General features: G+C 29.1%; 22 protein-coding genes and 8 tRNA genes. 8 read left to right on the top strand and 22 right to left on the bottom strand.

Going from position 1 to position 20,540, the window contains the following annotated elements:
* Positions 1 to 91 precede the first annotated feature (91 nt).
* The 12 genes from C7U55_RS07595 to C7U55_RS07540 all read right to left on the bottom strand — a co-directional run bounded on the left by C7U55_RS07595 (position 92) and on the right by C7U55_RS07540 (position 3,952).
* Complete coding sequence (locus C7U55_RS07595) at positions 92 to 1,213, bottom strand: DUF2812 domain-containing protein (RefSeq protein WP_158569643.1); 1,122 nt, start codon at positions 1,211 to 1,213, stop codon at positions 92 to 94.
* A gap of 82 nt (positions 1,214 to 1,295) precedes the next feature.
* On the bottom strand, positions 1,296 to 1,679 hold the full coding sequence (locus C7U55_RS07590; RefSeq protein ID WP_275666259.1) for a GGDEF domain-containing protein: 384 nt from the start codon (positions 1,677 to 1,679) through the stop codon (positions 1,296 to 1,298).
* A gap of 12 nt (positions 1,680 to 1,691) precedes the next feature.
* Positions 1,692 to 2,417, bottom strand: coding sequence for a histidine kinase N-terminal 7TM domain-containing protein (locus C7U55_RS07585; protein WP_106988051.1), 726 nt, complete (start codon positions 2,415 to 2,417; stop codon positions 1,692 to 1,694).
* A gap of 52 nt (positions 2,418 to 2,469) precedes the next feature.
* Positions 2,470 to 2,546, bottom strand: a tRNA-Asp gene (locus tag C7U55_RS07580).
* 15 nt (positions 2,547 to 2,561) lie between these two features.
* A tRNA-Phe gene (locus tag C7U55_RS07575) sits at positions 2,562 to 2,637 on the bottom strand.
* Between the two features lie 5 nt (positions 2,638 to 2,642).
* Positions 2,643 to 2,719 (bottom strand) — tRNA-Asp (locus C7U55_RS07570).
* A gap of 14 nt (positions 2,720 to 2,733) precedes the next feature.
* A tRNA-Ser gene (locus C7U55_RS07565) sits at positions 2,734 to 2,826 on the bottom strand.
* Between the two features lie 14 nt (positions 2,827 to 2,840).
* A tRNA-Ala gene (locus tag C7U55_RS07560) sits at positions 2,841 to 2,916 on the bottom strand.
* A 10-nt stretch (positions 2,917 to 2,926) separates the two neighbouring features.
* A tRNA-Pro gene (locus C7U55_RS07555) sits at positions 2,927 to 3,003 on the bottom strand.
* 5 nt (positions 3,004 to 3,008) lie between these two features.
* Positions 3,009 to 3,085 (bottom strand) — tRNA-Arg (locus C7U55_RS07550).
* A 10-nt stretch (positions 3,086 to 3,095) separates the two neighbouring features.
* Positions 3,096 to 3,170, bottom strand: a tRNA-Cys gene (locus C7U55_RS07545).
* A gap of 77 nt (positions 3,171 to 3,247) precedes the next feature.
* The gene (locus tag C7U55_RS07540; RefSeq protein WP_106988050.1) at positions 3,248 to 3,952 is read right to left on the bottom strand and encodes a gamma-glutamyl-gamma-aminobutyrate hydrolase family protein; all 705 of its coding nucleotides are present in this window, start codon (positions 3,950 to 3,952) and stop codon (positions 3,248 to 3,250) included.
* Between the two features lie 78 nt (positions 3,953 to 4,030).
* Here C7U55_RS07540 and C7U55_RS07535 point away from each other — a divergent pair, with 78 nt between their 5' ends.
* Together C7U55_RS07535 and C7U55_RS07530 are read left to right on the top strand one after the other, a co-directional pair.
* Positions 4,031 to 4,336 (top strand): hypothetical protein, encoded by a 306-nt coding sequence (locus C7U55_RS07535; protein ID WP_106988049.1) that lies wholly within the window; start codon positions 4,031 to 4,033, stop codon positions 4,334 to 4,336.
* An 87-nt stretch (positions 4,337 to 4,423) separates the two neighbouring features.
* A complete protein-coding gene (locus tag C7U55_RS07530; RefSeq protein WP_106988048.1) occupies positions 4,424 to 6,100 on the top strand; it encodes a Na/Pi cotransporter family protein in 1,677 nt (558 codons plus the stop codon).
* Positions 6,101 to 6,149: 49 nt separating this feature from the next.
* On the opposite strand, the gene C7U55_RS07525 is transcribed toward C7U55_RS07530, so the two are convergent.
* The 3 genes from C7U55_RS07525 to C7U55_RS07515 are packed head-to-tail and all read right to left on the bottom strand — an operon-like array spanning position 6,150 to position 8,831.
* A complete protein-coding gene (locus tag C7U55_RS07525; RefSeq protein ID WP_106988047.1) occupies positions 6,150 to 7,481 on the bottom strand; it encodes a HAMP domain-containing sensor histidine kinase in 1,332 nt (443 codons plus the stop codon).
* Complete coding sequence (locus C7U55_RS07520) at positions 7,474 to 8,166, bottom strand: response regulator transcription factor (protein WP_106988046.1); 693 nt, start codon at positions 8,164 to 8,166, stop codon at positions 7,474 to 7,476. The genes C7U55_RS07525 and C7U55_RS07520 overlap by 8 nt, the downstream gene beginning before the upstream one ends.
* Complete coding sequence (locus C7U55_RS07515) at positions 8,163 to 8,831, bottom strand: PIG-L family deacetylase (RefSeq protein WP_106988045.1); 669 nt, start codon at positions 8,829 to 8,831, stop codon at positions 8,163 to 8,165. Before C7U55_RS07515 ends, C7U55_RS07520 begins: the two co-directional genes overlap by 4 nt.
* Before the next feature lie 171 nt (positions 8,832 to 9,002).
* On the opposite strand from C7U55_RS07515, the gene C7U55_RS07510 reads away from it, so the two are divergent.
* From C7U55_RS07510 to C7U55_RS07500, 3 genes are read left to right on the top strand one after another with little or no spacing between them, the layout of a single operon-like run.
* Entirely contained in the window at positions 9,003 to 11,375 is a 2,373-nt protein-coding gene (locus C7U55_RS07510; RefSeq protein ID WP_106988044.1) for a YfhO family protein, read from the top strand.
* Entirely contained in the window at positions 11,365 to 11,760 is a 396-nt protein-coding gene (locus C7U55_RS07505) for a GtrA family protein (RefSeq protein WP_106988114.1), read from the top strand. The genes C7U55_RS07510 and C7U55_RS07505 overlap by 11 nt, the downstream gene beginning before the upstream one ends.
* Positions 11,753 to 12,670 carry a glycosyltransferase family 2 protein gene (locus C7U55_RS07500; RefSeq protein WP_106988043.1) on the top strand — a complete coding sequence of 306 codons (918 nt, stop codon included), beginning with the start codon at positions 11,753 to 11,755 and terminating at the stop codon, positions 12,668 to 12,670. The genes C7U55_RS07505 and C7U55_RS07500 overlap by 8 nt, the downstream gene beginning before the upstream one ends.
* A 237-nt stretch (positions 12,671 to 12,907) precedes the next feature.
* Here C7U55_RS07500 and thrS read toward each other — a convergent pair whose 3' ends face one another.
* The 3 genes from thrS to C7U55_RS07485 form a co-directional block, all read right to left on the bottom strand.
* Positions 12,908 to 14,656, bottom strand: a complete 1,749-nt coding sequence (thrS, locus tag C7U55_RS07495) for a threonine--tRNA ligase (protein WP_106988042.1) — start codon at positions 14,654 to 14,656, stop codon at positions 12,908 to 12,910.
* Positions 14,657 to 14,905: 249 nt separating this feature from the next.
* Positions 14,906 to 15,133 carry a hypothetical protein gene (locus C7U55_RS07490; RefSeq protein WP_083991722.1) on the bottom strand — a complete coding sequence of 76 codons (228 nt, stop codon included), beginning with the start codon at positions 15,131 to 15,133 and terminating at the stop codon, positions 14,906 to 14,908.
* A 53-nt stretch (positions 15,134 to 15,186) separates the two neighbouring features.
* Positions 15,187 to 15,906 carry a pseudouridine synthase gene (locus C7U55_RS07485; RefSeq protein WP_106988041.1) on the bottom strand — a complete coding sequence of 240 codons (720 nt, stop codon included), beginning with the start codon at positions 15,904 to 15,906 and terminating at the stop codon, positions 15,187 to 15,189.
* A 148-nt stretch (positions 15,907 to 16,054) separates the two neighbouring features.
* Here C7U55_RS07485 and C7U55_RS07480 point away from each other — a divergent pair, with 148 nt between their 5' ends.
* The 3 genes from C7U55_RS07480 to C7U55_RS07470 are packed head-to-tail and all read left to right on the top strand — an operon-like array spanning position 16,055 to position 18,389.
* The gene (locus tag C7U55_RS07480) at positions 16,055 to 16,810 is read left to right on the top strand and encodes a threonine/serine exporter family protein (RefSeq protein WP_048923547.1); all 756 of its coding nucleotides are present in this window, start codon (positions 16,055 to 16,057) and stop codon (positions 16,808 to 16,810) included.
* Positions 16,810 to 17,259 (top strand): threonine/serine exporter family protein, encoded by a 450-nt coding sequence (locus C7U55_RS07475; protein WP_106988040.1) that lies wholly within the window; start codon positions 16,810 to 16,812, stop codon positions 17,257 to 17,259. Before C7U55_RS07480 ends, C7U55_RS07475 begins: the two co-directional genes overlap by 1 nt.
* Positions 17,256 to 18,389 (top strand): nucleotidyltransferase, encoded by a 1,134-nt coding sequence (locus C7U55_RS07470; RefSeq protein WP_106988039.1) that lies wholly within the window; start codon positions 17,256 to 17,258, stop codon positions 18,387 to 18,389. Before C7U55_RS07475 ends, C7U55_RS07470 begins: the two co-directional genes overlap by 4 nt.
* Before the next feature lie 18 nt (positions 18,390 to 18,407).
* Here C7U55_RS07470 and C7U55_RS07465 read toward each other — a convergent pair whose 3' ends face one another.
* The 4 genes from C7U55_RS07465 to C7U55_RS13795 all read right to left on the bottom strand — a co-directional run.
* Positions 18,408 to 18,932, bottom strand: coding sequence for an accessory gene regulator B family protein (locus tag C7U55_RS07465; protein ID WP_106988038.1), 525 nt, complete (start codon positions 18,930 to 18,932; stop codon positions 18,408 to 18,410).
* Positions 18,929 to 20,077 carry a hypothetical protein gene (locus C7U55_RS07460; RefSeq protein ID WP_106988037.1) on the bottom strand — a complete coding sequence of 383 codons (1,149 nt, stop codon included), beginning with the start codon at positions 20,075 to 20,077 and terminating at the stop codon, positions 18,929 to 18,931. Before C7U55_RS07460 ends, C7U55_RS07465 begins: the two co-directional genes overlap by 4 nt.
* Positions 20,074 to 20,235 (bottom strand): LytTR family transcriptional regulator DNA-binding domain-containing protein, encoded by a 162-nt coding sequence (locus C7U55_RS07455; RefSeq protein WP_275666258.1) that lies wholly within the window; start codon positions 20,233 to 20,235, stop codon positions 20,074 to 20,076. The genes C7U55_RS07460 and C7U55_RS07455 overlap by 4 nt, the downstream gene beginning before the upstream one ends.
* A gap of 44 nt (positions 20,236 to 20,279) precedes the next feature.
* The coding region (locus C7U55_RS13795) for a hypothetical protein (protein ID WP_204638415.1) at positions 20,280 to 20,540 on the bottom strand (261 nt) is incomplete at its 5' end.

Raw genomic sequence — 20,540 nt, 5'->3', positions numbered from 1 at the left:
CCCTTTCTTTACTTTTATTATATTATTATATCATTTATATATCAATATTATTTTTATTATTTTAATATAAAAATAAAAGATTTGAGTTTCCTCAAATCCTTAATCTTTTATAATGATTGATGATCGTTTCTAAATCATATGTATGAATATCTTGAATATAGATCACTCTTTTATTGATTAAAAGAAGATATTCATTTTTATATTGTAAACCCTGTGAAATCCTCGTAAATTTCATCTTAGCCTCTTGATATGGTTTTACTTCTTTAAAGTGTTTCTTATAAACCCTTTCTACTTGGTATTGATAAAGATGTTGTGCATGCCATGAACTTGTACTTTCATAAACCGCTTCAATAATCCCTCGTTTATTTTCTACGTTGAGTCCTTTATAAAAAGCTCCACCATCTTCCGTAACATATCCTTTAGAATCTTGATAACATTGAACATTTTCATAAATAGGCGCTGAAGTATCAATGCAAGCAAGAGCCATAGAAATAATAATACACATGTAGCGAATCACTCTACTTTTAAAATTTTGACCAGAAAAATGTGTCACGATCCAAGATAAAATCAATGAAGCCACAAAAATAATGGTTGCAAGAATTCCAATTTGTAGAATATAAAGACTTACAACAATTATCGCTAAACCAAGCAAAAACATCTTTAAAGCATAGAGAACTTTTTCAATGGTTGGATGATAATTTTCTAAACACTTTCCAAGATATAAATTATAAAGAGAGTAACCTAACAAAAAAGCTCCTACAAAAAAGAACATCCCATTAAAAAGATATCTTCCTAAATAGAAAATATAATAATTCAGTGTTTGTATTTCTTTTGAAAAAGGAAAATAAGCAAAAAGTAAAATACAGGCAATAAGCATCCAGGCAATTGAGTTTTTAAAAGGATAAATACCTTTTAAGACTTTTATTCTTGATTCATTAGAGAAAGTATTTTGTACAAAAAGATCATCTACATAACAAACCTGTAAATCATAACATGTACAAATTAAATGATACCCTGCTTCTTTTAACTTGCGTGTATTCTGTTTATAAAATATCTGATATTTTCTTTTTTGAGGGTTTATTTTTTTAAACTTTAAGAAATTATATTTAATTTCATCAAGCTGCCACCCTTTTAAAGACATTTCTTCTAATAGTTGAATAAACTTCTTTTCTTCAACTAAATATGTTCTTGTAGATTTGTATTTAAACTTCATAGAATCACCCTTAGTCATTATATAAAATATATTATTTTTATGCAATAAATATTATTTATATTATAAAAAAGAATTGAACAGATCAATTCTTTTGCTTATACATATTTTTATCTGCTTCTTGATAGACTTTTTTTATTGTTTCCTCTGAATAAACATTCCCACAACTATAACCAATACTGACCGTCAAAGAATAGGGCATATCTAATTTTTGAAATTCTTGCGTAAGTTCCTTCTTGATTTTTTTTAATTCCTGTTCATCTAAACTATGATGGATAATAAGAAATTCATCGCCACCATAGCGATAAAGATCTGAGAAAGGATGGTTTTGTATAAAATAATTCTTTAAGACAGTTGCTGTTGTTTGAAGGGCTTGATCTCCTACAAGATGTCCATATTCATCATTGATTCTTTTGAATTTATTAACATCAATCATAATAATTGATAAAGGGCTTAAATGAGGCGTAATTAAACGATCAAACTAGCGTTCCAAGACCTGTCTATTTTTAAGTCCTGTTAATGGATCTTTTTGAATCATATTATTTTGATAATTAAAGAAAATCATTAATAAAGAAATTGTGATTCCTACTTGAAAAGAAGCTGAACTAGGGTAATACATTTGAATGATACTTCCGATAATAGGAGCAATCACAAAATAGAAATAAGGTAAGATCTCTTTTTTTTGAAATTTGCTTTTTGTATGAATTATCACATATAAACTCATAATTGTCGCTAAAACAATATAAAACCAACTAATGATCCAATGAATATAAATTCCCATTCCTCGGTGATATAAATTATTTGAATCGATAACAAAAAGAAAATGATTAAAATGATTTGTTAGAATAAGAAACATTAAAATAAGAATTGGTATTTGTAGAAGACGTTTTACTTTAGTCTGTAAATCTTCTTTAAAAGTACAAATATAAACATAATTAAGCCACTTATAACCAATCATTGTCATCGAAAGATAATAAAGGCTATTCATTATTTCTAAAATAAGATGATTCAAATTAAACATCTTTCCATTTAAAAATTCTAAGCAAAAGCCAAAGAAACAAAGACCTATTGATAATAAAAGTATATGGTTAAAAATTCTTTCTCTTGTCGAACGTTTTATTGTCTTATAGTTATAATAATTAAAAATAAATAAAAGAACGATAAAACAGATAATATTGATTTCAAAAATATATAATAAAGATTGCATAAATCCTCCGAATATGTAAAAAGAGTCGAAAAACGACTCTTAACACGACTATTGGCGGTCTGGACGGGACTCGAACCCGCGACCTCCGCCGTGACAGGGCGGCATTCTAACCAGCTGAACTACCAGACCAAATATTTAATTAAATGGTGGTTCCGGGCGGAATCGAACCACCGACACGAGGATTTTCAGTCCTCTGCTCTACCGACTGAGCTACGGAACCATTATTGGCGGTCTGGACGGGACTCGAACCCGCGACCTCCGCCGTGACAGGGCGGCATTCTAACCAACTGAACTACCAGACCAATAACAATAAAAATGGCGGAGATTGAGGGATTCGAACCCCCGCAGGACGTTAATCCTCTGCTGGTTTTCAAGACCAGTCCCTTCAGCCAGACTTGGGTAAATCTCCGCATAAAATAAAATTGGTGGAGCCAAGCGGGATCGAACCGCTGACCCCCTGCGTGCAAGGCAGGTGCTCTCCCAGCTGAGCTATGGCCCCAATTTTTAAATGGTCGGGAAGACAGGATTTGAACCTGCGACCCCCTGGTCCCAAACCAGGTGCACTACCAAGCTGTGCTACTTCCCGTTTAATGGCGCGCTAGGCAGGAATCGAACCCACAACCTCTTGATCCGTAGTCAAGCACTCTATCCAGTTGAGCTACTAGCGCATTATTCAAATGGAGGTTCCTACCGGACTCGAACCGATGATGACAGAGTTGCAGTCTGTTGCCTTACCAACTTGGCCAAGGAACCAACATTTGCTTTCTATTAACTTAAAGCTAGTTAAGTATACTATTTCATAAAACGAAAGTCAATATAATTTTTTAAAATTACTGACATCCTTTGATAAAATCTTTAAATATTTTTTTGTTTTCTACACTTTTTTTATAAATCATTTCGGGATGCCATTGATAACCAACAATATAATGATGATTTGGCATATAGAATGCTTCTACTAATTTTTCAGAAGAATACGTCATTGGTAATAACTGTGATGATAATTCTTTGATTGCTTGATGATGGCAACTATTGACAAACATACTTTCGCTTTCAAGAAAATGATAAAGTGGCGTTTCTTTTAAAATCATTACTTCATGACTTGGTTGATCATAAGGGGTCGGTTGTCGATGAACTTCTGTAAGTTTGTATTCCTTATCTAAATCTTGATATAAACTTCCTCCTAAACATACATTAATAATTTGATGCCCTCTGCATATTCCCATCATTGGTTTATCCTGTTTAATGATTTCTGGAATCAACACCATTTCCATCTCATCTCTTTCTTTACACAAGGCACCACAGTAATCTTTCTTTTCTTCATGATATAACTTTGGATCTACATCATGCCCTCCAGTAATAATAAAGCCATCAAATCTTTGGACAACTTCTTTGATTTCATCCATCTCTTTAATTAAAGGAAGCATGACGGGTATTCCCCCCGCTTCTATTATTCCTTCTAAATAGCCAGGAAGCATCCAGACACTTTCTTGTTCTTGGTCAACTAAAGGAGTTAAAGCGATGATCGGTTTTTTCATACAAACACATCCTTTCGTTAGACATTATTATAACATACTTGCTTATTTTTTGCTATAATGTTTAACGAGGTGGAAAAAATGATTGATCAAGAACAAGTAGCGAGAACCCTCATTAATTTAATTGATGTTGTTCATCAAGAAAATTGGGTTTTATTAAATACAAAAGATATGGCTAAACAAACAGAAGAGTATTTTATTCGTTTCTTTAGTGAACATGGAAAAGCAGAAGCAACAGATGAAATTAAGGAAGTGACTAAGAAAAATCAAGATATTTTTGATAGGATTACTTCTGGAAATGAACTCAACGCAAAAGAGATGCGTGATTTTATGGAGCCTTATCGCTTTTTAAAAACAAAATATATACATCAAAGTAAAGGTTTGTAGCCTTTATTTTTTTGTTAAGAATATGTTAAGTTTATATACATTGCCTTAAGAAAGTGTTAAGCTACTTGCGGATATAGGGGGATTTATATGAAACTTACAAATCTATTTTCGATGTTAGGTGGTCTTGCTTTATTCCTTTATGGAATGAATATGATGTCCAATGGTTTAGAGATGGCTGCCGGCGATAAAATGAAAACAATCTTAGAAAAATTAACATCAAATCGTATTTTAGGTGTCCTTGTAGGAGCTCTTGTAACAGCAATTATTCAATCCTCATCAGCAACGACTGTTATGGTTGTTGGTTTTGTTAATTCTGGATTAATGTCACTTACAAGTGCTGTCTGGGTCATCATGGGTGCCAATATTGGAACAACAATTACCGGTCAGTTAATTGCAATCGATATTACAGCTATTGCTCCATTGATTGCCTTTATTGGAGTAGCAATGATTGTCTTTTTCAAAAGTCAAAAATTGGATGCTATCGGTGGTGTTATTGGCGGGTTAGGTATTTTATTTATTGGTATGGAGACAATGTCAAGTGCCATGGTTCCTTTAAGAACGATGCCTGAATTCGTTGGACTTATTTCTAAATTTCAAAATCCATTTATTGGGATTTTAGTAGGAGCATTATTTACTGCTTTAATTCAAAGTTCATCAGCTTCAGTTGGTATTTTACAAGCCCTTGCTAAAAGTGGCGTTATGACACTTTCATCATCAATTTATGTTTTATTTGGACAAAATATTGGAACGTGTATTACTTCTGTTTTAGCTTCTATTGGAACATCAAAAAATGCTAAAAGAACAACAGTTATTCATTTATCATTTAATATTATTGGAACTGTTTTATTTGTGACAATTAGTATGCTTTTCCCATTTGCAGACCTTGTTCAAAGTTTAACACCAAGTAATGTAGCAGCTCAAATCGCTAATGTACATACCATTTTCAATGTGACAACTACATTGCTCTTGCTTCCAATCGGTACAAGATTGGTTAATCTTGCTTGTCGCATTTTACCTGATAGTGAAGAAGATCAACAAGATATGCAATTAAAATATTTAGACTTTAGTATTTTTGATAATGATTATCATATCGGAACAAGTGCCATTGCCAATACACAACTATTTAACGAAACACAACATATGTTAAATGTTGCTAATCATAACGTAAAACGTGCTTTTGAATTATTAGATCATTATGATGAAGAAAAATACATACGTCTGCAAAAAGATGAAGAATACATAAATTATTTAAATCAACAAGTCATCAATTTTACAACAGCTGTTATCTCTCATGAATTCCAAGCAGAAAGTTCCCAATCAATTGTCTTGTTTTTAAAACTTTCTTCTGATTTAGAAAGAATTGGTGATCACGCGATGAATATTGCTGCTAGAGCTCAAAAACTTGCTAAAGATGATACTCATTTTTCTGAAGATGCTTTAAAAGAAATTGGAATTATGGAAAGTCTTTGTAATAATATTTTAGATGAACTTATTATTATGGATTATGATGAATTTAAATATATCGTTGATAAAGTCGATGTCATGGAAGATAATATTGATAAAACACAACATCAATTCGCAGTTAATCAACTTATTCGTTTAAAAGAAAAGAAATGTACAACTGAAAATAGTGTTATCTATACAAAAATCTTAACAGATTTCGAAAGAATCGGTGATCATGGTTTAAATATTGCTGAAAGTCTTTATCATATTCGTAAAATCATGAAACAATTAAAAATGATTAAACCTGAAACAAATGTTTAGACCAACAAATGTTGGTCTTTTCTTTTATAAAAAACCTAACAAAAATTTGTTAGGTCGTTGGTAAAACAATAATAACTGTATAAAAGCCTTGATCTTGAATAAAGATTTCCCCATGATGCATTTGTACAATTCTTTGAACACTTTTTAAACCTATTTTATTACTTTCAACATGTTGGATATCTTGTTTCTTTTCGTTTTGAAAAACTATTTTTAATTGATCTTGTTTTAATGAAAATCCAACAAGAACAGCTTTGTCTTTTTTAGCGTATTTTATGATATTTGAACAAAGGTTATTGATCATGCGTTTCATCATTGAAAAATCTAAAAGCAGTTCTTTTTCATGAAAATTGATATCTCTTTGAAGATGAAAACCCTCTAATTCCAAATACTCTAAATTATCTTGAAAATAATCAAAGAGTTCTTGACTTGATATTTTTTCAAGCTGCAGGGAAAAATCTTGTTCATAAACCAGACTGTATTCAAAAGTCTTATTCGATAAATCCTTGATTTGTTCAGTTTTTTCAATACATCCTTTTAAATAATGATCCATTTGTTGTTCATTTTTATAACAATGCAAACTCAAAATATCTAAATAGCCTCTAAGGGTTGTTAATGGTGTTCTTAAATCATGAGATAAAGAAGTAATTAGTTCATGATGCGCTTCTTTAATTTTTGCTTCATTTTCAATATTTTGATTCAATTCTATTCTTAAACGATCCATTTCACTTGCAAGTATAGCCAGTTCATCATTACTTTGAATCGTCATTTCATGATTCAAATCCCCTTGTGACATATTTAAAACTTCTTGTTTTAAAACATTAATATATTTAACCTTTCGCCTAATAAAGATAAAAGTTGGCAAAAAGAATATAAGTAAACTTACAAATAAGGCAACGTAGAAATAATATTTAACATATTTTAATAAATGCATAGAGCTGACATAAACGATTCCTTCTCCATCTTTAAAGTTAACCGATTGTACAAAAAAATTACTATAAGCATACTGTTCAAAATCATTTTTTAAAATATACAAAGGAGTAAATCCTACTGGTTCATCAAGAATTTTCCCAAAGCTTCCATCCATATACAATTCATGATCATCATAAAGAGTAACATTCATATAATCATCATGTTTTTTTAAAAGCTTTTTCAAAGCTTTTTTATCTTCTTTATCTTTTGTATAAATAGAAATATTCTTAGCTTCTTTTTTAAAATCTTTCATAAACTTTTTTTCATCAAAAGGTTTTTCAGAATTTTCAATATATGTATAAAAATCCGTTACATTCACTCTAAAAAAGCCATAACTTAAAATAGCTAGAACAGCTGAAGAGAGAAGTAATAAAATAATCTTCATTGATAAGCTTAAGTTTCTTTTAATCAATATAATACCCCTTTCCCCAAACTGTCTTTATAATTTGTGGATCTTGTGGATCATGTTCTATCTTCTTTCTTAAATTACGAATATGAACCATAATCGTATTATTTGCCCCATAGTAATAATTTTCATGCCAAATTGCTTCAAATAATTGACTTGCTGAAATCACTTGCTTACGATTTAATAATAAATAACCTAATATTTCATATTCTAAATCTGTCAAAGCAAGTTTCTTTCCTTGACGTCTTACTTCTTTTTTGCTTTGATTTATTTCTAAATCACCAATGATCTGTATCGTATTTTCTTCATGCCTTTCTTTGCCTTGATAAACATGATAACGTCTAAGCAAAGCTTTGACACGGGCATTAAGCTCGTTATAAGAAAATGGTTTCGTTAAATAATCATCTCCACCACTTGAAAAACCAAGTGTTTTATCACTTTCTTGTCCTTTCGCTGTTAAAAATAAAATAGGTGCATTTGTTTTTTCTCTTACCAGCAAGCATACTTGATACCCATTCATCTCGGGCATCATTACATCTAAAATAATTAAATCTATTGTCTCATCTAAAAGTTCTAAAGCTTCTTTTCCATTTTGTGCCTCAATAATTTGATATCCTTCATTTGAAAGCAACACTTGAATAACTTCTCTAATTTCTTCATGATCATCGACAATCATTATTTTTTCTTTCATAAACTTCTCCAATCTTTGGCTTTGATCCAATTTTCATATTTCATCATATGATTTAAATGCTTCATCACTTTCTTTTGTGAAGCATAAATATTTGTAAGTTTTCTTTTTTCTTTTTCATCTTTATTTGTTATCTCATTTAAATGAGCAGGTACTTTCTTTCTTTTATAATACTTTCCAAAATAATATAAGTTTTCATTCGAAGCTTGTAAACTTACAATTTGTGAAGTAATACGATGATGAATATGTCCATATTCACCCAAAGGATTATGAGTGATTACCATTTGCCAATCCTTTTTATGTACAAGATAAGAAACATCTTTTTTTATATCCTGTTGAACATGTATCCATCGATCTCTTTTACCCTCTGTTTTATCAGGATAATCAAACATAATTCCTTGATTATGCGTTTGTTTCATTACCTTCATAAATTCATTTTTACGTACTTCATTCTTTCCATTTGTTAAACAAACAACTAAATAATGTCCTTTTAATAAATGACTGCCACCCCATATTGTTTCATCATCAGGATGAGCCACGATCATTAATCTTTGACATTCCGTTAAATTGAGTTGATTGATTTGTTTTTGATGCGGTACTTTACTTTGATCAAAATAAAAACCTCCTAAAACAACCACTATACATAATAATACAACACTCTTCTTCATTTTTCTCACCATTTATACCTTACCACTTCCTTCTTAAAACAAATTCATAAGAATTCTTAAGACTTTTTAAATATTTTCCTTTAAATTCTCCTATTTGTTTATGATTTCTTTAGAAATCATTTAGGTGATTATTAAGAAGTCCTTGTTAGAATAAAAGTGAGGTAAAAAAAGATGAAGAAAAAAGATTATATCTATATGTTGTCTTTATTCATTATAACAATATCTATGATATTTGTTTTAAAAGGGCAACATTTATTTGGAAATTCAATAGATTGGTTTAACCAACATGTCATGTTAAGTGATGCTTTAAGACAGGCTATAAGGGATGAAGGAACCTTGTTTCCTACTTATCTAAAAAATTTAATGTCTGGCGTAAATATTTATTATTTCTCTTATTATGGCTATTTACGTCCTGATGTTTTACTTGGAGCTTTATTTATTAATATAAAAATGATTGATATTCTTAGTGTTTATAGTATTTTCTTAATGATTCTTACAACAATTTCTTGTTATTTATTTTTAAGAAATCATTTAAAAGAACGCCAACTTTGTTTTTTTATAAGTTTATTAGTATTATGTTCCTCTTTATTTTTTCAAAGTCATAAACAAATCATGTTTGTTAATGTTCTTCCTTTTCTCTTTTTAATGTTGAAAAGTGTTGATCATTATTTTAAAGATGGAAATATTACAGGGATGATCTTATGGGGTAGTTTACTTATTGTGCATAGTTATTTTTATAGTATAGGATGTTTTATTGTTTATCTTATTTACTTTTTAAAACATTATTTTCCTTATAGAAATAATAAAAAACATATAATCAACCTTTTTAAAGTTTATCTTTCTATCTTTTTATTAACAGCCATTCTTACAATACCAACCTTGTTTGTAATTATTGGTGGACATAAAAGTGTCCAGGCTCTTAATTATTCAAAGTTGTTGATCCCAACCTTTGATTTAAGAGGTCTTCTTTATGATAACTATGGTTGTGGAATGACGTATTTTGTATGGATGTTACTTGTTTTAGGACTTTTTAAAGAAAAGACACGCAAATTATCTTTACTTTTAATATTCGTTATGTTGATGCCTTTAGCTAGTTTGATTCTTAATGGTTTTCTTTATGCAAGAAGCAAGATTTTGATTGTTTTTATTCCCCTTATTTGTCTACAAATAGGATATGTATTAGAGGATTATTCTCTTAATAAATTTAAATACTGCTTTATTTTATGGTTGATTCCTTTGTTTTTTATTCAAAGACCTTTTTTGGTACTCCTTGATTTAATATTTAGTTTTATCATTTTATATTTTGGACAAAAAAATATAAAAAGTTATTTTCTTTATTTACTTGTTCCTTGCTTAGTTGTTTATTTGAACAATCCATCAAAGAGCTTTCTCTTAAAAGAAAAATATCAAAAATATAATAATCAAGAAATAACTACTTTAATTCAAAGAAATGAAATATCTCGACTTGCTTTATTTTCTAATACTTCTCAAACCATGAATCAAACATTTCAAAATAAGGTTACACGTGTTTCAGGGTATACTTCGACAAACCATGCCCTTTACAATTCATTTCTCTATGATACTTTAAAGCTTCCTATTTCTTTAAACAATCGTGTTGCTCAACTTGATCAAGACAATCCCTTTTATTTAAAGATGATGGCAATTGATTCAGTGATTTCAACTAAAGAAGTAGAAAGTTATCAACAAGCTGACCAAGAAAAAAATTATAAGCTCTATCAAAGCCAAGAAGTAATGCCTGTTGTTTATGCGACAAGTCAACTTTATAGTCAAAAACAATTTCAAAAACTCAATTATCCTTACACTTTAGATACACTTTACAACAATGCTGTGGTAGAGAAAGGAAGTTCTACTTATCAAAGTCAATTTAAAGTTCTTGATTTAGGATTGGATGATTCATATACCATACATCAAAAAAAGAAAACAAATAAAACTTATAAACTCTTACAATCATTAAAAAATAAAATATTGGTTTTAGAATTTGATGTACAAAATAAAAAACCTAAGCAAGCTGTTTCGATTACAATCAATGGTATTAAAAATAAATTATCAAAAATAACATCACCCTATTATAATCAAAACACTCATTTTACCTATTTGATTTCAAATATAAAAAATGATGAACTTATTGTTTCATTTTCTAAAGGAAATTACAAATTAAAAAACCTCAAAGCTTATACATTAGATGATTCTATCATTAAGAATAGAGAAAAAGAAGTAGATTCTCTTTCTCTAGAAAATGGAAAAGATCTTATCAATGGAACAATAGATGTATCAAATTCAGGTTATTTAATTACCCATTTACCTTATGATCAAGGCTATCAAATTCAAATAGATAGAAAAAATGTTAAGAGTGAAATTGTAAATACGGCTTTTTTAGGATGTAAGATATCTAAGGGAAATCATCGCATTTCAATTCAATTTAAGCCGAAAGGTTATCACAGTGGATTTGTGCTTTCTTATTTAGGAATGATGGTTGTTGTTTTTAATTTTATATATGAAAGGAAAAAGAAAAATGAAGAATGATACAAAAGAACTGATACGTTATATTTTTGTAGGTGGGATGACAACACTTGTCAATTATAGTGTTTATTATGTTTTATTAAAATTAAATGCTCATTGGCTTATCGCAAATAGTGTATCGTGGCTTGGTGCTGTACTTTTTGCTTATTATACTAATAAAAAGTATGTTTTTAAAAGTTCAAATGAAAGCAAGAAAGAATTTGTTTCTTTTGTTTTATTAAGATTAGTAACTTTACTTGTTGAAACAGGTTGTCTTTCTCTTTTAATTGATTTATTACATATTCAACCAATGATTTCTAAAATCGTTGTCAGTTTTATTACAATTATCTCTAATTATGTTTTATGTAAATTTAAAGTATTTAAAAAGGAAGGTGTTTATTGTGGATAAAATTAGTGTTATTGTTCCCTGTTTTAATGAAGAAGATGTTTTACCTTTATTCTATCAAGAGGTTACAAAAGTATTAGAAAGTATTGAAAATACAACTTATGAATTACTTTTTATTAATGATGGTAGTAGTGATCATACAGAAGATCTCATTAAACTCATGGCTCATAAAAACAAACAATGCTTCTATTATTCCTTTTCGCGTAACTTTGGTAAAGAAGCGGCCATGTATGCTGGACTTGAAAATGCGACAGGGGATTATGTTGTCATCATGGATGCCGATTTACAACACCCTCCTTATCTCTTAAAAGAAATGTATCGTTCTTTAAAAGAGGAAAACTATGATTGTTGTGCAGGCAAACGAATTGATCGTACCGGTGAAGGAAAACTTCGTAATTTTTTATCACATAGTTTTTATAAAGTAATTCAAACTCTTACAAAAATGGATATGGATGATGGCGCTGGAGATTTTAGAATGATGACACGTCAAATGGTTGATGCTATCTTAGAACTTAAAGAATATAATCGTTATATGAAAGGATTATTTTCTTTTGTGGGTTTTAATACGAAATGGCTTGAATTTCATAATGTAGAACGTCAAGGTGGTAATACAAAATGGAGTTTTAAAAGTTTATTTTCTTATGCATTTAAAGGTATCTTTTCCTTTTCATCAACCCCTATTACTATTGCCGGGGTTATTGGTGGGATTTTAATAGGTATTTCTTTAATAACTTCTCTTTATTCCAGTTTTGTTCATCCTATTTCTTATCTTACAAGTCTTGTTTTATTTTTAAGTGGAATTCAATTGATCTTTGTTTCTATCTTAGGACAATATTGTTCCTCTTGTTACTTTGAAGCAAAACAAAGACCGATTTATATCATTAAAAATACAAATAAAAAATTAAGGAGCTAAAGAACCTAATCCAAAGGATTAGGTTCTTTAGCTCCTTTCTCATAAGTCATCTACAGTATAGTTTTATACCAATCACATGATAGTATACTATCATAATGCGTTGCATTTTAAAGACTTTACTTACTATAAATTTTTAGGGCTATCAATGATACACATAGCTATAATTATTATACTTTCAATATTATGACTTATCTTTATAATAAATGAAAAAAGACATGCTGTGCATGCCTCAATTCATTATTTTTTATCTTTAATTTGTTGTTTTAACATAGAAACAAATTCATCAATTGTTACAGTTGTTGCTTTTTGTTCACCATGTTTACGATAAGTAACAGTTCTTTCATCACGTTCATTATTACCTAAAACAAGAATATAGTTTGCTTTTTGCATTTGTGCTTCACGAATACGATATCCTAATTTTTCATCTCTTGAATCAAGTTCTACTTCAAAACCTTCATCTAATAATAATTGATAAATTTCTTGAGCGTAATCTAAATGATATTCATTTTTAACAGGTAATACTTTAACTTGTGTAGGCGCTAACCATAATGGTAAGTTTCCTTTTGTTTCTTCTAAAATATAAGCCATGAAACGATCTAATGAACCTAAAATCGCTCTGTGTAATACAACTGGAGTTTTCTTAGTTCCATCTTCAGCAACATAAGTTAAATTAAATTTAGCTGGTAGACAGAAATCTAATTGACAAGTTGATAAAGTGATTTCATTACCAATGGCTGGTTTAACATTAACGTCTAATTTAGGACCATAAAAAGCAGCTTCACCAATTTCTTCAGTATATTCAATACCAAGTTCATTCATTACTTCACGTAATTCATTTTCTGCTTTATTCCACATTTCATCATCATCATGATATTTTTCTTTATCTTCTGGATCTCTAAGTGATAATACACAACGATAATCTGTAATATTGAAATCTTTATAAACATCTAAGATTAAATCAATAACTCCTTTAAATTCTGATTTAATTTGTTCTGGTGTTACAAATAAATGCGCATCATTTTGACAGAAATGTCTTCCTCTTTCAATTCCTTTAACAGCTCCTGAAGCTTCATATCTAAAGTCATGAGCAATTTCACCAATACGAATTGGTAAGTTTTTATAAGAATGTAATTTATTAGCATAAATCATCATATGATGAGGACAGTTCATTGGACGTAAAACAAATGATTCTCCATCCATTTCCATTTGTGGGAACATATTTTCTTTATAATGATCCCAGTGTCCTGATGTTTTATAAAGATTAACTGTTCCTACAGCAGGGGTTAAAACATGTAAGTAACCTAATTTCTTTTCTTTTTGTTTGATGTATCTTTCAAGTTTTTGCCAGATAGCATATCCTTTTGGTAAATACATTGGAAGACCTCTACCAATTAAATCATCCACCATGAAGATTTCCATTTCTTTACCAATTTTACGATGATCTCTTTCTTTAGCTTCTTCTAATAAATTTAAGTGTTCTTCTAATTCTTCAGCAGTTGGGAAACATACACCATAAATACGTTGTAAAACTTTATTGTTTTTATCACCTTTCCAATAAGCACCAGAATGTTTGATTAATTTAAAGTTTTTACACATTTTAACTGTTTCAACATGAGGACCTCTACATAAATCAGTAAAATCTCCTTGGCTATAACAAGTAATTGTTCCATCTTCTAAATTAGAAATTAAATCTAATTTATATTCATCATCTTTAAACATTTCTAATGCTTCTTCTTTAGAAATTTCACGACGAACAATTCTTTTACCATCTTTACAGATTTTTTTCATTTCTTTTTCAATTTTAGCGATTGCTTCATCACTAACAACTTCATCTCCTAAATCCACATCATAATAGAATCCTTCACTAACAACAGGACCTACCCAGAATTTAGCTTGAGGATAAAGATGTTTAATTGCTTGTGCCATAACATGAGCACAAGAGTGATTTAATGTGTTTAATTGTTCATTTTCTTTAAAATCTACCATTTTTCTTCTCCTTTACATAAAAAACTCTCATCCAAAGGACGAGAGTTTCGTGGTACCACCTTAATTTGCTTTTCAGCCTCAAAACTTTAACGCAGTTAACGACAATCTTTTTCAAGTGTAGCTATTAGGGAGTATTTTATAAACATTCTCAAGGTTTTCACCAACCACCTTTTCTCTAAATCAAATCATCTATAAAACATATCCTAAATCATTGCTTTTTTATTTACGTTTTTATTCTACCCTAATATTTTACATTGTCAACTGGTTGCTCTTTTTTTCTTTAATTTCTAAACATTTCTTTTTAAAAGCTAAATAAACCAACTTTGAAGGAAGATGTTCATTTAATGTAAGGGTATCACATTTTAGACAATAGAGTCCTTCAATGCCATTTACACAAACAGGTTCGACCCATTTACCAGTTGCTTTACATATACTACAGATTTCTAATTGTTTTTCATCAATAATTTGTACTCTCATTTCTATCACCAAGAATTAGTATAAGCATCTTGATTGAAAAAAGATGTCGAAATTTATTTACCAACTAATTTTTTTAAATCTTTGACTTCTTGTGGTTTTAAACGACGATATTCACCAGGGCGTAATCCTTTTAAATTGACACATCCTACAGAAATACGGTGTAATCTTTTAACAGGATGTCCAACACTTTCAAACATCTTTTTAACTTGTCTATTTTTACCTTCATAAAGTTTTATTTTTAAAACAGTTGTTTTATGTTCTATATCTTTATAAGTTACTTTAATTTTACAAGGCATTGTCTTTTTACCTTCTAAATAAACCCCTTTTTCTAAATGATGAAGATCTTCCCCTTTAATTAATCCTTTAATTGTCACTTCATAGATTTTTTCTAAGTGACTTCTTGGATGCATGATCATATTCGCAAAATCACCATCATTAGACATAATTAAAGCTCCCGTTGTATCAAAGTCTAAACGTCCTACTGGATAAATTCTTTCTTCTACATCTTCAAAATAATCAACAACTTTATCTCTACCAAATTCATCATCTAATGTACAAACACAACCTTGTGGTTTATAAAAAAGATAATAAACTTTATTTTCACCAACGATTGCCTCACCATCTACTAAAACAACATCTCCAGATTTAACTTTTGTTCCAAGTTCAGTAACAACTTGACCATTAACTGAAACTCTTCCTTCTCTAATTAAATCTTCTGCTTTTCTTCTTGAAGTATATCCACTTGAAGCAATATATTTTTGTAATCTTTCCATTTTTCTCACCTACTTTATCAAAGCTATTATACCTAAAAATTCATACTTTGCAATCTGTTTTTATAAATAAAAAAACTCATTTTAACGTCTCTTTTTTCTTTTCTAAGTCTTAAAACCTTGTTATACTAACATTTGGTGAAATAAAGAAATGAATGAACAATTATTATTAAAAAATATTGCGGAAATTGGTCGCCTTCTTTTAAAAAATGGTGCTGAAATTTACCGTGTTGAAGAAAGTTTAGAAAGAATGTGTCAAAGCTATGGTTTTAAAGATATTGGGGTATTTGCCCTTCCTACTTACTTTACTATTAGTGTGACTTTTAAAGATAATACAAGTGCTTCTTATACAAAAAGAACCCTACAAAATCGTACAAACCTTGATGCTGTTTGTGCTTTAAATGATCTTGTAAGAAAAATTTGTTTAGAAAAACCAAATAATGAATTTATTGAACAACAAATTAATGAAATCAATCATTTAAATCCCATTATGCCTCTTGTTTTTCTTGGCTATGGTTTAGGAGCTGGAGGATTTGCTTTATTCTTTGGGGGTGGTTTAAAAGAAGGAGTCATTGCTGCCATTATTGGCTTTTTAATGTATTTCTTTATCTGGATCAATGAAAGCTTAAAAATCAATGCCCTTATGCGTACGACACTTACTAGTATGTTTTTAACGGCTTTGTCTATTATATTTTATCATTTTAAAATGATTAACAATTTAGATGCAACTATTATTGGATGTTTAATGATTTTAACACCAGGAATTGCGATTACAAACAGTTTAAGAGATATTATTGATGGCAATTATGTTTCTGGTCAAGCACGCCTTGTCGAGGCTTTCTTTATTGCAACGGCAATTGCTTTAGGTGTAGGTCTTATGAGAATTTTAATGAAAGGAATGATTTAATGGAACAAGTTATACAATGTTTAGGCGCTTTTTTAGGATGTCTTGGCTTTTCTTTTGTCTTTCGTATTCATCGTCGCCTTGATTATGTCCTTATTGCTTCCTTTGGAGGAACGCTTGGTTGGATCGTCTATTTACTTGTCATTCCTTATTTAAGTAATATCATGTCAAGTTTATGTGCGATGATTATTGTTGCTTTATTTAGTGAAATCATGGCAAGAATATGTAAAGTACCGGCAACCATCTTTATTGTCGTTGGTTGTTTCCCTATCGTACCCGGTAAAGGAATTTATCAAACGATGCTTTATTTGATTTCTTATGATCAAAAACTATTTATTGATTCACTTTTTCAAACAGTAGGAACGGCTTTAGCACTAGCTACAGCTATTCTTATCGTTTCAACTTTCTTTAAAGTTATTAAAACCATTAAACAAAAGGACGATCACTTATGAAAATATTAGGAATTGTTGTAGAATATAACCCTTTCCATACCGGTCATCTTTATCATTTAGAAAAAGCAAAAGAAATCGTTCAACCTGATTTAACGATTGCAATCATGTCAGGAAACTATGTTCAACGAGGCGAAGTAGCAATTATTGATAAATTTAAACGAAGTGAACTTGCTATTAAATATGGTGTTGATCTTGTTATTGAACTTCCTTTTGTTTATGTAAGTCAAAGTGCTGATTATTTTTGTAAAGGAGCCATTGATTTGCTTTATCATATAGGTGTTACCGATCTTGTTTTTGGCAGTGAATGTGGCACTATTGAAACCTTTAAAGAAATTGCCTATGCTATTGAAAAACAGCCTGATACGTATAATCAATATGTAAGAGATGCAATGAATCAAGGTTTACGTTATCCTGATGCCTGTAATCAAGCATTAAGTCAATTACTTGGAAAAAGCATTGTTACGCCTAATGATCTTTTAGGATTAGGTTATGTCAAAGAAGTGATTTTTAATCATTATCCAATAAATCTTCATTGTATTGAAAGATCAAATGATTATCATGAAACAACTCTTAATAAAGTTGCTTCTGCAACTGCTTTAAGAAAAGCACTTTTTAATCATGAAGATGTTCATGAATACTTATTTGATATGTCTTATTATACAAAGCTTTATAAACAAAGTGATTTCTTTAGTTATTTAAAATATCAAATAATCATTCAAGATGAAAATTCATTAAAAAATCTTCACCTTGTTGATGAAGGAATTGAAAATCTTTTAAAGAAAGTAATCTATCAAGTAAATTATTACGATGAACTTGTAAGTACTCTTACAAGTAAAAGATATACAAAAACAAGAATTCAAAGAATGCTTTTGCATATTTTATTAAATAATACAAAGCAAGAAATTCAAAATGCGCTTAGTGTCGATTATCTTCATATATTAAAAATGAATCAAAAAGGTCAAGCATACCTTCATCAAATAAAAAAAACATGTGACTACAAGATCATTACAAATCTATCCACTTATAAACATCCTGCTCTTGATTTAGAAATCAAAACTTCTAAATTTCTTGCTTTACAAGACGATTCTATTCTTGAACAAGAATTTAAAAATATTCCTATTATTAAATAAAGCACTCTTTCGAGTGCTTTAGTCATTTTTAGTATGAGGAAACAAATATTTCATGCCATAGAATAAAATATTGATATCAATTGATAATACAAAGATATAATGTAATGATAGTGAAGATGTCAAAATAATTAATATCAGATGAATTAAAACAAGAATTAATTTCATCATTCTTTTCTTAGAATCATCATGAAGATAAAGATCAATTAGAATTATAAATAATAATCCAAATGTCACTAAATCCATCACTAATGAATTAGAAAGATGAGACATAATCACAATAAATACAAAATAAATTGCATTATATGTTATAAAACAACCTTGTGGTGTTTTACTATGATATCCTCCCACATATAATCTTAATGGCGTATAAAATACCTGTAATAGAAATGTATAAAATAATTGATGCAAACAAAAACCTATAAACAATACCGTTAAAGAACTAAAAATATTTGTGACCACAACAAACAAGCCATAATAAATAACATCTTCTTGTTCTTGATCAAGATTTAATGTTCTCGCTAAATATCGTGTAAAATACTTCATTCGTCCTCCATCCTTATTTTTAATGTAAATAAGTCAATACTGTCATTTTCTTGCATTTGATACTTATACGCAAAATCTATTTTCTTATCAAAAATATGTTTTATTTCATCAAAACATAAACTCAAATCTTTGCCTACACATTGAACAATACAAATATTCTTCTCTTCTTTAATAATCAAACTTAACGATCTAACATGAATTGCATCCAATAATTCTAAAATTAAATTCATAAATTGAACATTGTTATAAAACTCACGACTAGAAATTGTAAAGCAAGGTGTTACATCATATTCTAACTCTTTAAGCTTTAACATCATCGATGTATCAAAAACACCATTTCCTGTATAAACTGTACGATTAATACGATGTATTTCATCTCTATAATTCTCAATCAATTTGATTGCTTCATCATAATCATGCTTTTCTATTTCTAGTTTTACATTACGAATCTTATAAATCATCCGATGTTCAAATCTATCTAACTCATCTTTAGCAGATTTCATGAATGTATATGTTAAATCTTGATATTTTTGTTTTTCATACAATTTTGTAATTCTTTCCTTTTCTAAATTTGATTCTTCTATCAACTGAAAGAAATAAAGAGAAATACCCATGATTATAACAATAAATATATTTATCAGCACATTAGTTGTTGTATAAACATTAGAAATGATTTGTTCATCTTGAAAAATAATTATTAACTCACCTAAAACCATGACAGTTATAATTGTAAACCAATATTTATCTTCAAAATAATAATATTTCCTTCTAAATTTCACAAACAGATATGTCATTATAAACTGTATCAATTTTGCTGTTAAACCAGCAAACACTACACTGTACTTGTAAATAAATAATACAGGTATTACAGCAGATAAATCACATAATAAATTAATAAAAATAGCAATAAATAAATTGTATATATAATTTTCTTGTGCAAATATACAAACTAACACATACCACAATAAACCAAAAATCAACATTGAAACTGTAAAATTTTGATTTATGCAGTCAAAGTAATTAATCATTAAAAATGTAATTACAGTATTCAATACAAAGAATAGTTTCTTTTTATCAATATTACATAATTCAACGAGTCCATAGCTTACAATAAGTGCTTCTAAAAGATTAATGATATAACTCATGATAATAAATATTCTCCATAAGCACTATCTAAATTTCTTTTATATCTTCTGCTTATTGGTACTGAATTTTTAGAATCATCATTAAACATTTGAACCGCTGTTTTACCTTTTAGATAAATATATTTCATATTAATCACATAAGCACGATGTACTTGTATAAAAGAATTTCTATTAATCTACAATCGTGTGGTTGACAAATCCTTTATTTACGGGTATATCTAGTTCTTTCAAGTATCAAATGCCTTAATATACGCTCACTTTTTGGCCATTTGTCATTGTCACGTTTACAACGCTGTAAATAAATGAACCAATTTAAATATGTTTGTAAGTTTTCTACATCCATACCAATAAATCTCCATATGTATCTTTTAATCCAACTGCACATGTTATTTATAAGGCCCATTTTTTCAAAATATGATGAATCTTTTGTGTTGGCCTTATATACCTCCGATTTTAAATTCAA

Origin of the sequence: Faecalibacillus faecis (assembly GCF_003024675.1) — a bacterium.
Lineage (GTDB): Bacteria > Bacillota_I > Bacilli_A > Erysipelotrichales > Coprobacillaceae > Faecalibacillus > Faecalibacillus faecis.
This window is presented reverse-complemented; position numbering and strand designations above follow the sequence as displayed.